This is a genomic window from Mycobacterium aquaticum, assembly GCF_002086485.1.
Lineage (GTDB): Bacteria > Actinomycetota > Actinomycetes > Mycobacteriales > Mycobacteriaceae > Mycobacterium > Mycobacterium aquaticum.
Map to the genome: position 1 here is coordinate 66,845 of NZ_MVHF01000033.1, position 12,919 is coordinate 79,763.

A 12,919-nucleotide genomic window follows, 5' to 3' on the forward strand; every position below is an offset into this window, starting at 1 on the left:
GCGCGTGTTTTCCGGTGCAGCAGTGCGTGAATTGTCGTCATCGGGAGTCCCTCTCTTGCCGGGATTCCTCTTGCAACGCCCATTTCGAAGCGCAGATTCCGGACGGCCGATGTGGCTGTGAGCCGGGGGTGCCGCATCGAATCTGAACAGTTGCTGTGAAGTTGCCAAAAGTGGGTGCGCGTTGCGCGGGGGAGTTGACTGATACGGCAATTCCCCGAGCCTGACAGTGCAATACTCGGTCACCTGGTGCGCCCCGACAGGCACACCGCGGAGCTTCGCCGATGTGTCAAGGTGCGTCGGGCGAGCAGAACCACATCGGCTGGGTGGAAGGTGATCACTGTGGCGCAAGGCGAACAACTGACTACAGGAGTCGGATCGCCACACCTGTCCCGATCGCTCGGCATGTGGGCGATCGTCGGTCTGGGCCTCGGCTACATGACCCCGATGACGGTGTTCGACACGTTCGGCCTCGTGTCGGAGGCGACGAACTCGGTGGTCCCGCTCGCCTACCTGGTGGCGCTGGTGGCCATGGTGTTCACGGCCATCAGCTACGGCCGGATGACCCGGGTCTACCCGTCGGCCGGTTCGGCGTTCACCTACACCTCCGAAGTCATCCACCCGAACGCCGGATTCCTGGTCGGCTGGTCGTCGCTGCTGGACTACCTGCTGCTGCCCATGGTCAACGCGGTCATCGGCCGCATCTACTTCGAATCGTTCTTCCCGGACGCGCCATCATGGGTGTTCGTCGTGGTCTACGTCGGCGTGATCACGGCGTTCAACCTGTGGAGCATCAAGGGGACCTCGCGCGTCAACGGCATCCTCGTGGTGTTCCAAACCGTGCTGATCGGCGTGTTCATCGTGTTGGCCTGGTTGTCGCTACGCCACGGCATGGGCGCGGGCACGGCGCTGACCCTCGATCCGCTCTACCACGCGGGTGTCGACATGTCGGCTGTCATCACCGGCGCCACAGTGGTGTGCTTCTCGTTCATCGGATTCGACGCGATCACGATGTACAGCGAAGAGGCCAAAACCCCGAACACCGTGCCGAAGGCGATCGTCTTGGCCCTGTTGATCGGTGGTGCCATCTTCTTCGTGGCGGCATGGTTCAGCCAGGCGGTCTTCCCCAATCTGGACGGCTTCGAGGTCACCGACGACACGCTGCCCGAGATGGCGCTGAAGGTGGGCGGCCAGTTCTTCAAGATCCTGTTCACCTCAGCCGCGCTGGCCGCCATGGTCGCATCGAGCCTGTCGTCGCACGCGAGCGTGTCGCGCATGGTCTACGTGATGGCTCGAAACGGCAAGGGCCGGATCGCGAAGTACCTGGCCTACATCCACCCGACCTTCCTGACCCCGGCCCACGCCGTCGTCATCGTCGGCGTCGTGTCGTTGCTGGCCATCAAGTTCACGCTCGAATTCGCCTCGGCGATGATCAATTTCGGTGCCCTCATCGCGTTCACGTTCGTCAACCTCACGGTGCTGGTCTACTTCGCGATCCGGCTCAAGCAGCGACGCACACCGAAAGAAATCCTCATCAACATCGTGCTGCCGGTGATCGGCATGTGCATGACCTTGGTGCTGTGGTCGAAGCTGCACATCCAGGCGCTGGAATACGGCGCCATCTGGTTCACCATCGGTGTCATCCTGCTCGTCTACCTGACCCGTGGCTTCCGTCAACCGATGACGATGAGGATCGAGGAGGAGACCCTAGCTGAGGAGGGCACCCCGGTGCCGCACGTCAAGCACGGTGATGAGTGACGGGCGCGCTGCGCTCAAATCCCTTGGTCTACCGCCGAATCGATCCGTGAGGCGACTTCACCGCACACCGCGACGAACTCCGTCATGGTGTCGACAGCCCCGAGTGGCTGCAGTACGGGCGTGCTCACCCCGGCGTCGAGGTACGGCTTGAGGCCCGCGGCGATATCCGTTGCCGTGCCGCCCACTCCGAAACCATCGTCGGAAGCCAGCCCTGATGCGGCAGCCTTCTGGGCCAGTTGTTCAGCGGCGCCATCGCCCGGCGCGCACGCGATGAATTCCACGGTGTCGAACGGGTCGCTGCGTCCCGCGCGTCCCGCGGCCACATGCTCGAGCGCGGCGCCCACCGACGTGCGGGTGTAGCCGCTGTCGAGGATCACGCCGTCGGCGATCTCGCCGGCCAGCCGCAGCGTCTTCACCCCCGTTCCGCCGATCAGCACCGGAAGTTGTTGTGGCGGAGCGTAATCCAGTCTCACCTCGGACAGTTGGACGTAACGCCCGGTCACAGTCACGGTCTCCCCGGCGAACAGTGCCCGCAACGCCTGCACGTATTCGCGAAGCAGAGTCATCGGGGATGCGACCGCAGCACCGGCCTGCCGCATCCAGTCCTGGACGCCATGGCCGACGCCGATCCTGATGCGCCCGGGGAACATCGCTTCGAGCGTGGCGAATTCCATCGCCGTGCTCACCACGTTGCGCAGCGGGGCCGGGACCAGTCCAACACCGACCACGAGGCGTTCCGACGCCGACAATGCGACGGCAGCCTGAGCGACACCGCCCTGCAGGAAGCAGTCCTCCCAGAGCCACAATTCGTCGGTACCGGCCGCTTCGGCCGCGGCAGCGACCGTGCGCAGGCTCGCGGGCGGGAAATCGGGTCGGAACACGGCACCTGTGCGGATACTCATGATCCCAACCCTACGGATAGCGTGACCGGCATGGACCGCAGAAGGGTCGTCATCGCCGGGCTCGGCGACACCGGTGTCCTCACGGCGATCCGACTGGCGCGTCAAGCCGACGTGGTGGGGATATCGGTCAAACCGGGGTTGGTCAGTGGGCAGGAACTCGGGGTGCGGCTGGCTCGGCCGGACGACTGGGCTCGCGACTACTGGATCGGATTCGACCGGTTTCGCGGCCTGGACCGGGTCCGCACCGTGCATGGCACGCTGATCGGGATCGACCTCGCCGACCGGACCGTCGAGGTGGCGCGGGCTGACGGAGCACGCAGCAGCGAGCCGTACGACGCGCTCGTCATCGCAACCGGTGTCAGCAACGGCTTCTGGCGTCGACCGACACTGCAGTCGACCGGTGACATCGGCGCCGAACTGCGGGCCGCGCACGAGCGGCTTGCCGCCTCCGATTCGGTCGTCGTGGTCGGCGGCGGTGCTGCCGCGGTGAGCGCCGCGGCCAATATCGCCCGAGCCTGGCCCGGCAAGCGCGTCGCGCTGTACTTCCCCGGGCCGCGGGCGTTGCCGGGGCACCACCGACGGACCTGGGTGCGGGTGCAGCGTCGTCTCGCCGACACCGGGGTGGCTCTGCACCCTGGGCACCGTGCCGTCGTGCCCGCGGTGTGTGACGAGATCACCAGTGGGCCAGTAATTTTCACCACCGGCCAGCCCGTGGCGCATGCCGACGCAGTGCTCTGGGCGATCGGTGCGGTGCGGCCGAACACCGATTGGCTACCCGCCGAGTTGCTCGACGAACACGGCTTCGTCCGCGTCACCCCGGACCTGCGGGTACCCGGGCACCGTGGGGTGTTCGCGATCGGCGACGTCGCCGCCACCGATCCGCTGCGATCCTCGGCCCGCAACCGTGCTGATGGTTTGTTGGCCCGAAACATCCTCGCCGAGTTCGCTTCTCGCCCTCTGCGTGAGTACCGACCGCCGCAGACGCGGTGGGGTTCGGTGCTCGGCGCACAGCCCGACGGGCTGGAAGTGTTCGCCCCGACCGGCCACGCCTTCCGGTTCCCGGCCTGGGCGGTGCGGCACATCGTGCAGCCGTGGATCGTGCGACGCGGCATCTATCGCGGCGTGCGGGGCCACTCGAGCAGAGTTGTCAGCTGAACGTCGCTGGGTCCGCCAACGGAATCACGATCTGCGACGGCGATTCGCCGCCCTGGCGCACCTGATAGACCCCGCCGGCCAGGGCGCGCCGGGCCGGTCTGGTCGGCACCAGATGCGGAAAGTCGTAGGTGGTCAGGGTCAGCCGCAACCGATGGCCGGGCTCGATCAGGGCGGCGGTGGGGAACACCTCGAGGTCGTAGCGCGTCAACTGGCCCGGCACCACCGGAACGACGGCGGCCCGGGTGCTGACGTGATGGGGCCGCAGCACCCTGCCGTCGGGCAGATACCACGTCTTGTCGGGATCGAGCGTGCGGTGGGAACCGAGCAGGGCGCCCTCGGTCAGCGGGCGGCTCACGCCGTCGGGGGACACGTCGTCCAGATACGCCACCCACAGCGTCTCTGACGTACTGGCCCTGGCGTACACCGTCACCGCGACCGGGCCCGCCACCAATTGCGGCGTCTCGAACGCGGCCGTGGTGTAGGTCAGCGCCTCCCGATGGGGTTTGCTGTTGTCCAGGTCGTAGCGGATGCGCCTGCCGGTCTGGGACACCATGAAGCTGCCCATCCCGAGGCTCCACTGCTCCAGGCTGCGCCCGGAGACCGGTCCGCGGGGGGTGTATCGGAGCGTCGCCTCGGTCACGTCGGGATCGGCGTCGGCCTGCAGCTCACCGCCGTCGGCGAGGAAGAAGGACGTGGGCGTGGCCTCCGGGAACGGGTATTCGCTGGTGTGAAACCACTGCGTCCCGCCGATCGCCTGGAACCGCAGCGGCGGACCCGTCACCGCGGCATCGTCGGAGTCCTTGAGCCACCGGTCGAACCAGCGCAGCTGCAGAGCGTGCAGATGCAGACCGTCGAGGTCCGACACGTGGTACCACGGGCCCATCATGAGCTGGACGCGTTCCGAGGTCGGCTGACCCGGCTGCATGGGCGCGTCGGCGGGCCGGCCCGCGAAGGCGTTCTGCAGGGCGGCGTAATTGAGCGGGGCGCCGCGCTGGAACGCGTCGTGCCAGCCGCCGACCAGGAACACGGCCACGTCGTTCTCGACGATTTTCGGCAAGACGTCGCTGGCTCGCATGCCGTCCCAGAACGGGCCGTCGAATGCGGTGTCCCCGCCGGCCGCTGCGTCGGCGGTCATCGTCTTGAAGTACTGCCGCTGATCGCGTCCGCGTTGGCGCACTCCGGCAAGTCCGCCTGCCCGGGGACGTTCGTGTGGCCCGCGATTGGCGAACTCCAACGTCGAGTTGACCACGTTGAGCAGCGAATACACCGCTCCGTAAGCCTGCACCGTGCGCATGTGCGGCACCCCGCCCATGGTGACCACGTCGCGATAGAAGTCGTTGGCGGCCATCACCGGGAAGATCGCCTTGAGTGGCGAATCCGGGCCGACGGCTGCCGCGGTCAGCAACTGGTTGATCGCCAGATAGGAAATGCCGAACATGCCGACGCGACCGTTGGAATTCGGCAACTGCGCGGCCCAGTTGACCAGATCGACGCCATCGGTGACCTGCTCGGCACCCAGCATCTCGAATGATCCGCCCGACACCCCGGTGCCGCGGACGTCGGCCATCACCTCGATGTAGCCGCGTCGGATCAGATAACGGGTTGCGCCACCGCCGATCTGCGCGGCCGGCGGCGGAGCCTTCTTGCCGTAGGGCGTGATGGACAACAGGACCGGGAACGGGCCCGGAGCTGCCTCACCGGTCTCCGGAATGGTGGGGTAGTGGATGTCGGTCCGCAGCACGGTGCCGTCGCGCATGGTGACCGCGACGTTGTGGTGCACGCCGACGCCGTAGCTCGCGGGTTTGGGCGACCACGGTGGTTCGAGCGGTGACGGGCTGGTTTTGCGCGTGCGCGTCGCTGCCCAGCCGGTGATCGCTCTTTCCCGCACAGCCTGTAACCGGTTCGCCATTCGCGTCTCCCTTGACGTCGTGCCGACTACTTAGACGGTATGCCAGCAAACTCACGCTGCGGGCATCACCCCACGGTCTGGCGGACCGCAGATCGCACCAGCGTGCGTAGCCACTGGTGCCGCCGGTCGTCATCGAAGGCCGGATGCCAGACCATGCGGTACGGCATCGTCGCGATCTCGTCCGGCGCATCCAGCACCACGAGCGCGTCCGGCGGTGCGAGCGCGCCGGTGAGCTGTCTCGGCAGCGTGGCGACCAGATCGGTGCCGGGCAGGAACTGCGATGCCGCAGCGTGGTAGGCAACCGTGACCGCAGGATCGCGGACCACGCCCAGTTTGGCGAGCGGAAGGTCGACGTCGGGTTGTCTGCCGTCGTGCACGTCGACGATGACGTGGCGGGCATCCTGGTAATCGCGCAGTGTGATTCCGCCTGCTTCGGCCAGTGGGTGGTCGGCAGCAACCACGCACACGAAGCGCTCGACGAACAACTGCTCGGAGTGCATCTCGTCGGTCGTCTGGCCGCCGTACAGGCCCAGATCGATCGTCGAGTTGCGGATCTGATCTGTCACGCCTTCGCGCCAGCTGTGGAAACGCACCGGGGCTTGGGGCGCCTGGCGCATCACCTCCCGGCAAATCGCAGAGCCGAACGCCTGCACGGCATAGTCGGTGCCGGCAAGAGTCACCGGTCGTGACGAGCCTGCTGGATCGAATTGATCGGGTGCGAAAAGGGCTTCGAGCGCAGGCAGCACCACGTCGAGTTGGGTTTGGATGGCCTCGGCGCGTGCGGTCAGCCGGTAGCCCGCGGCGTCGCGGATCAACAGCGGATCGCCGAGCAGGCGCCGCAGCCGGTGCAGGGCGCGGCTCATCGCGGGCTGGCTCAAACCGACACGGGTGGCCGCTCGTGACACCTGCCGTTCCTCCAACAGCGCCACCAGCGGGGGAATGAGGTTGAGATCAGCCCGCTCGATATGCGTCGTGTGCATGTTGATCATCGTAAAGATGCATGTGACTTATTACTGGCGTGCTGGAACGCTGGCAGTCAAGACAGGAAGGCAGTCACATGCAGATTTCCGGTAACACCATCTTCATCCCCGGCTCGACGAGCGGCATCGGCCTGGCATTGGCAATGGCATTGCAGGCCAAGGGCAACACCGTCATCGTCGGCGGCAGGCGCACCGAGCTGCTCGACGAGATCGCCACCGAGCACCCCGAACTCGACACCGTGCAGATCGACACGACCGACCCGGAGAGCATCCGGGCCGCTGCCGCGACCGTGGTGGGCAAGCACCCGGAACTCAACATCGTCATCGCCATGGCCGGTGTCATGGCCGTCGAGGACTGGCACGATCCCGAATCGTTCCTGGCCTCGGCCGAGAGCGTGATCACCACGAATGTGCTTGGGCCCATTCGGCTGATCGCCGCGTTCATCGAACATCTGCAAGCACAGCGGGACGCGACGATCGTCACGGTGTCCTCGGGCCTCGCGTTCGCCCCGCTGCGCGCCACGCCGAGTTACAACGCCTCCAAGGCAGCTGTGCACATGCTCACCGAGTCGGTGCGGCTGCAGTTGGCCGACACCAGCGTCAAACTCGTCGAACTCGTGCCGCCCTCGGTGGCCACCGATCTGTTGCCAGGCCAGCGTGAGAGCAGCTTCGCGATGCCGCTGGACGAATTCGTCAGCGAGGTCGTGGGACTACTGGAAACCCAGCCTGATGCCAAGGAGATTCAGGTCGAGCGGGTGAAGTTCCTCCGGTACGGCGAGGCCCGCGGCGACTACGACCAGGTGGTTGCCACGCTCAACAACGCTGACCCGCACGGACATTGAGCACCGGATCACGGTTTCTGCCGCAGGTCCGCCAGTGAGTTGCGCAGGCCTCCGTCGAGTCGGATCTGCACAGCGGCCACGGCGAGCATGATGGCCGCGGTGATCATGTGCACGATCGCGTCGGTGGTGTTGTTCGGGAAGCTGAACACGAAGGCCACCTGGTTGGAGAAGAACGCCCAGATGCCCGGCAGGGCACCGGCGACCGCCGCCAGCAACAGATACAGCACCGCCCATGACTTCCGAACGCAGAACACCAGGCCCGGACCGAACAGGGCGAGTCCCGCGACGGCATGCCACCCGTTGTAATCCATCCCCATGATCTGCACGGTGGGGGCACCGGGGCCGGTGGCGAAACTCGGCTCGGCAATGAACCCGACGACCGCCTGGACCACGTGGAACAGGGCGATCACCAACAATCCCCACTGTGCAAAGCTCCATTGCTTCACACTTCGGACGCTACGTCTACTACAGCGTGTAGTCAACGATTTACCAGGTGTCGACGAACCTTTTGGACGCCGGGGGACGGGGGTGCTGTGCGGCCGCAGCCAGCGTCGCCGCGATCAGCGTGCGGGTTTCCGCGGGATCGACCACGTCGTCGATCTCGAACATCGACGCCGAGTTGAGTGCCCGCGCATTCCGCTCGGCAGCTGCGGTGGCTGCTTGCACCGCCTGCTCACGTTCATGCTCGTCGGCGATGGCTTCCAATTCCTTGCGCAGGCCGAGCCGGACCGCGCCCTCCAGCCCCATCGGGCCCAGATGTGCGCCGGGCCAGGCCACGGTCAGTAGCGGCTCGTGCAGACTCCCACCGCACATCGCTTGTGCGCCAAGGCCATAACCCCGGCGCAGGATCACTGCCACCAACGGGACCGTGAGTGCCGCCCCAGCCACCAACAGCCGCGACCCGCGTCGTACGAGTGCTTCGGCCTCCGCAGCCGGGCCGACCATGTACCCCGGGCAGTCCACCAGCGATACCACCGGCACGCCGAATGCGTTGCACAACTGCAGGAATCGCGCTGCCTTGTCCGACGCGGCGGCCGTGATCGCGCCCGCCTTCACCATGGTGTTGTTCGCGATGATCCCCACGGGTCTGCCGTCGATGCGGGCAAGTGCCGTCACCATCTCCGGTGCGAACTTCTCCCGCAGGAAGGTGACCGAGTTCGAATCGGCGAGCGTCTGGATTATCGGGGCGATCGGATAGGCCCGTCGAGCCCGCTCGGGAACCATTGTGCGCAGGGCATTTTGATCTGCGACTGCGCCGGGCGAAGCCGGGCCGGCGAAGTAACCCAGGAGCGTGCGGGTGACGGTGACCGCGTGGGCCTCGTCAGGCACCACGACGTCGACGACACCGTTGGGTGCCTGCACCGAGATCGGCCCTACTTCGTCGGGCGCGACGTCGCCCAGGCCACCGCCGGCGATCATCGCGGGCCCGCCCATCCCGATCGAGCTGTTCTCGGTGGCGACGATCAGATCGGCGGCTCCGGCGATCACCGCGTTACCCGCGAAGCACCGGCCATTGACCACCGCGATCCGCGGCACCACGCCGGACAACGCGGCCCACAGCGCGAAGGCCTTGACTTCCAAGGACGACACCGTCGGATAGTCGGTGTCGCCCGGCCGGCCGCCGCCACCCTCGGCGAAGAACACCGTAGGCAGCTGCATCCGCTCGATGAGTTCGAACAGCCGGTCCTTCTTGCGGTGTCCGAGTGCGCCCTGGGTTCCGGCCAGCACGGTGTAGTCGTACGACAGCACTGCGCATGCGGCGCCGTCGATGCGCGCGGTACCTGCGACCAGCCCGTCGGCCGGGGTACGGGCGATGAGGTCGTCGAGATCGCGACGCTGACGCTGCGCGGCGATCGCGAAGCGGCCGTACTCGACGAATGAGCCGGGGTCGACGAGGTCGTCGATGTTCTCCCGCGCGGTACGCGCACCGCCGTCGTGACGACGGGCCACCGCGTCGGGGCGCGCGGCGTCCTGGGTCAGAGCCCGCCGTCGCAGCAGCTCGGCCAGATCGTCGCGCAGTGGTTCGTCGGACATTTGTCGTCTCCCCTGGAATATGGGCATCCGATCACGGGTTGCCCATCGTTGTGACCGGTACTGTGTTCGATCCACGTGACCTGTTGGCCGAGGCCCGGCTGGGTGTACTCGCCACCATTAAAGCCAACGGCATGCCGCAGCTGTCTCCGGTGACGCCGTATTACGACCGGGACGCGGACGTGGTCTATGTGTCGATCAGGGCGGGGCTGGCCAAGACGGCCAACCTGCGGCGCGATCCCCGCGCGGTTATCGAGGTCACCCGTGACGATCGATGGGCGTGGGCAACCGCGGAAGGCTCGGTGACCCTGACCGGCCCCGGTTCGGATCCGCAGAGCCCTGAGGTCGAGGCGCTCGTCGACTACTACCGCGCGGCGGCGGGTGAACACCCCGACTGGGATGAATACCGCGCCGCCATGGTGTCGGATCAGCGCATTCTGATGGCGCTGTCCGTGGAGAAGGTGTACGGCCAGCAGCTGCGCTGACTCAGCTGATCTCGGCGGCGATGCGGTCGAGCACGGCCGGATATCGGTTGGCCTCGCGGTGACCGCCCGGCTTCCCGCTGCTGACGATCGCCGCGGACAGCGCACGCGCCGGGTCTGCCCACACCGCGATGTCGACCAGGCCGGTGTGCCCGAACGCCGACTCGGTGTTCTTCCCGAACGGCCCGAATCGTTTGCCGCCGAGCATATAGCCGGTGCCCCAGCGCATCGGCTTGAGGCCGGTGGCCACGTCGGGTCGCATCCTTCGGGCCGGTTTGATTGCGGCGCGCAGTGTTTCGGGTCGCATGATCCGTACCCCGTCGAGTTCGCCTCCGCGACGCAGGATCTCGGCAAAGCGGGAGAGTTCGTCGGCGTTGGAGACCGTGCTCGATGACGGCACGACACTGGTGAGGAACAAGGGCGTGTTACTCAGCGGGATGATCCGGTCCAGGGTGCCGCCGACGGCAGCGCGGAAAGCCGCGGCGATCGGCGGCGGGAGCGGCTTGCCGGTGGGATGGCTCGGCGCCACCAGCGAAACCTCTTCGGGTGCAACACCGTAATTGGTCCAGCGGAACCCGAGAGGATCGAGGATGTCCTCGGCCAGAATGTCGCGGATATTGCGGCCGGTGGCCGCCTGGACGATCTCGCGGACCAGCGGACCCCAGGTCAATCCGTGGTAGATGTGCACCAGTCCGGGCCGGTAGACCGGCTTGAGATTGCCCAGTTGCTCACGGGTGTACTCGCTGTCGTTGACTCTCGTGACGTCCGGACGCGGACCCGTGTGGATCGGCACCCCCGCACTGTGGGTGATGACGTGCCGGATGGTGGTCCGGTCCTTGCCGTGGCTGGTGTAGGTCGGCAGATAGTCGCAGACCCGGTCGTCGAGCGAGAAGTACCCGCGTTCGACGAGCATGTGCACGACTGTCGTGCTGATGGCCTTGGCCGCCGAGTACACGCAGAACGGGGTGTCGGTGCGGACGGGGATCTTCTCGGCATCGGGCAGATCGTCGGGGCCATTGCCCCAGCCGTGTCCGATCGCGCGGTTCAGGATCACCTTGCCGTTGCGCCGCAGGCATACCTGGATCGCGGGGTGCATGCCGGCGCGGTACCAGTGTTGTACAGACTGCCAGATCCGTTCGACAGCCTGCGGGTCGATCTCCGAGTGGTCCTCGTCCCCGATGTCGGTGACCGCGTCGAGGTCGGCGGGGACTGTGATTCTGCCGTCTGAGCTCACTTTTGGGCCCTCTTCAACGTGGCCGACAGATGATGCTGCAGCGGTTGGCCCACCGCACCCATCCGCAGGGTGTAGGTGAGCTCGTCTCCCGACACTTTGATCGAACGTGACAGTGCGGTAACGCTTTTGGCGCTCGTGCTGAGGCCGATGTTGGTCGCGGTCAACTCCATCTCGATGGTGTCGCCGGTGACCGTCAGTGATCCTTCCTGGATCTCGGTGATGCCGGTCGGATGCGCGAGAATCCACTCCACCCGACCAGGCGACGGGGCCCGGAGGTAGCCGGTCTCGGCGTGGAGCGGACGGCCGTCGGCGCGTGCCTTGGTGCGTTGGCCGTAGGTCAGGAACGGCTTACCGACGTGGCCGAAGGTGATCTCCTCGGCGTAGTCGAACGACTCGATGGTCGGGTACTCGCCGGAACCTGGCCCCGACCAGGTACCCAGCAGCGGAGCCAAGGCCGCGATGTCGGGATGCAGATCAACCACGGTCGCCAGCGTACGGACCGCCGGCTGTCGTAACCGATCAGGCGTCCGGTGCGCTCTGCGCGGCCCAGAGATCCGGACCGAACACTGCCCCAGCAGCGTGTCACCGTCCTCGGCGGTCTTGTACCACGAGATTGGGCATTTCCGCCCGCGGCGACGGGACCCTTCGGGCTCGGGTCGGACGCCATCCATTGGCGGCCAACAACTTTGGCAAATGTGGTCTCGTTGGTCACTCTGGCCACCGAGCGCGGTTACTTGTCGGTGATCGAATGTATGTTCGAATCATGGAGGAGGTTGCCGCCGCACTCGCCGCGCTACGCACCGCGGTCGAGCGGGTGCGGGATCTGCCGTTCGGATCCCTCTCGCCCGCAGACCTGCTGCAGGTGTGCTCCGGCATCCAAGACGCGCACAACCTGTTGCCCACCGCCGAACACGCCGCCATCACCGCCCTGGCCGATCAGAGCACCCCGGCACGGATCGGGGCGAAATCCTGGCCCGAAGCCCTGCGCATCCGGCTGCGCATCTCGCACAAGGAAGCCCGCCGCCGCTTCCGCGACGCGATCAACCTCGGACCCCGCCACACCCTGACCGGGGAACCCGTGCCGCCACGGCGGGCCGCCACCGCCGCCGCCCAAGCCGGCGGCTGGCTGACCCAAGACCACATCGAGGAGCTGGAGAAGTTCGTCACCGACTGCCCGGCCTGGGTGGATGCCCAGCGCCGCCAGCAGATGGAGGAGAAACTGGTCGCCGTCGCCGCGAGCAATTGCCCCGATGTGCTGCACCACGCCATCGCCGAAGCGTTGTATCTGCTCAACCAGGACGGCGAGGAACCCATCGAGGACCTCGCCGCCCGCTCCCGCGGCATCGTGCTGGGCCCCCAAGAACCCGACGGCACCCGCACCATCCGCGGCCGGGTCACCGCCGAGCTGGGCGCCACCCTCGATGCCATCACCGGCAAATGGGCCGCCCCGGGCATGTGCAACCCCGACGACCCGACCCCGCGTACCTCTGGCACCCCGACCCAGGAGCAGATCGACACCGACACCCGCACCGCCCGGCAACGCACCCACGATGCCCTGCTCACCCTGGGCCGGCACGCCTTGATGTCCGGCCAATTGGGGCAGCACAACGGGCTACCGGTGTCCATCGT

Annotated in this window: 12 protein-coding genes; 5 read left to right on the top strand and 7 right to left on the bottom strand. The window is 66.8% G+C overall.

Features of this window, described 5'->3' with window-relative positions; all coding sequences use genetic code 11:
* The first annotated feature begins 339 nt into the window (after positions 1-339).
* Positions 340-1,755: an APC family permease gene (locus BST13_RS26420; RefSeq protein ID WP_211296186.1), complete on the top strand. Its 1,416-nt coding sequence runs from the start codon at positions 340-342 to the stop codon at positions 1,753-1,755.
* A gap of 14 nt (positions 1,756-1,769) precedes the next feature.
* Here the strand turns inward: BST13_RS26420 and BST13_RS26425 are convergent, their stop codons facing one another.
* Entirely contained in the window at positions 1,770-2,657 is an 888-nt protein-coding gene (locus tag BST13_RS26425) for an LLM class flavin-dependent oxidoreductase (protein ID WP_083167220.1), read from the bottom strand.
* Positions 2,658-2,687: 30 nt separating this feature from the next.
* Here BST13_RS26425 and BST13_RS26430 point away from each other — a divergent pair, with 30 nt between their 5' ends.
* Positions 2,688-3,812, top strand: a complete 1,125-nt coding sequence (locus tag BST13_RS26430) for an FAD-dependent oxidoreductase (RefSeq protein ID WP_083167222.1) — start codon at positions 2,688-2,690, stop codon at positions 3,810-3,812.
* Here BST13_RS26430 and BST13_RS26435 read toward each other — a convergent pair.
* Together BST13_RS26435 and BST13_RS26440 are read right to left on the bottom strand one after the other, a co-directional pair.
* Positions 3,805-5,721: a CocE/NonD family hydrolase gene (locus BST13_RS26435; protein ID WP_083167225.1), complete on the bottom strand. Its 1,917-nt coding sequence runs from the start codon at positions 5,719-5,721 to the stop codon at positions 3,805-3,807. The genes BST13_RS26430 and BST13_RS26435 overlap by 8 nt on opposite strands.
* A gap of 65 nt (positions 5,722-5,786) precedes the next feature.
* Positions 5,787-6,701 carry a LysR family transcriptional regulator gene (locus BST13_RS26440; RefSeq protein WP_158087197.1) on the bottom strand — a complete coding sequence of 305 codons (915 nt, stop codon included), beginning with the start codon at positions 6,699-6,701 and terminating at the stop codon, positions 5,787-5,789.
* 77 nt (positions 6,702-6,778) lie between these two features.
* On the opposite strand from BST13_RS26440, the gene BST13_RS26445 reads away from it, so the two are divergent.
* A complete protein-coding gene (locus tag BST13_RS26445) occupies positions 6,779-7,543 on the top strand; it encodes an SDR family oxidoreductase (protein WP_083167230.1) in 765 nt (254 codons plus the stop codon).
* Positions 7,544-7,551: 8 nt separating this feature from the next.
* Here BST13_RS26445 and BST13_RS26450 read toward each other — a convergent pair whose 3' ends face one another.
* Both BST13_RS26450 and BST13_RS26455 read right to left on the bottom strand, forming a co-directional pair.
* Positions 7,552-7,989 (bottom strand): DUF4383 domain-containing protein, encoded by a 438-nt coding sequence (locus BST13_RS26450; protein ID WP_083167232.1) that lies wholly within the window; start codon positions 7,987-7,989, stop codon positions 7,552-7,554.
* 40 nt (positions 7,990-8,029) lie between these two features.
* Positions 8,030-9,577, bottom strand: coding sequence for an acyl-CoA carboxylase subunit beta (locus BST13_RS26455; RefSeq protein WP_083167235.1), 1,548 nt, complete (start codon positions 9,575-9,577; stop codon positions 8,030-8,032).
* Positions 9,578-9,627: 50 nt separating this feature from the next.
* Here BST13_RS26455 and BST13_RS26460 point away from each other — a divergent pair, with 50 nt between their 5' ends.
* Entirely contained in the window at positions 9,628-10,059 is a 432-nt protein-coding gene (locus BST13_RS26460; protein WP_083167238.1) for a PPOX class F420-dependent oxidoreductase, read from the top strand.
* A gap of 1 nt (position 10,060) precedes the next feature.
* Here the strand turns inward: BST13_RS26460 and lipE are convergent, their stop codons facing one another.
* Entirely contained in the window at positions 10,061-11,290 is a 1,230-nt protein-coding gene (gene lipE, locus BST13_RS26465; RefSeq protein WP_083167240.1) for a lipase LipE, read from the bottom strand.
* Positions 11,287-11,772, bottom strand: coding sequence for a peroxynitrite isomerase (locus BST13_RS26470; protein ID WP_029370391.1), 486 nt, complete (start codon positions 11,770-11,772; stop codon positions 11,287-11,289). Before BST13_RS26470 ends, lipE begins: the two co-directional genes overlap by 4 nt.
* Before the next feature lie 281 nt (positions 11,773-12,053).
* Here BST13_RS26470 and BST13_RS26475 point away from each other — a divergent pair.
* Positions 12,054-12,919 (top strand): DUF222 domain-containing protein (locus BST13_RS26475; protein ID WP_142282839.1); only part of this gene is annotated, 866 nt, incomplete at its 3' end.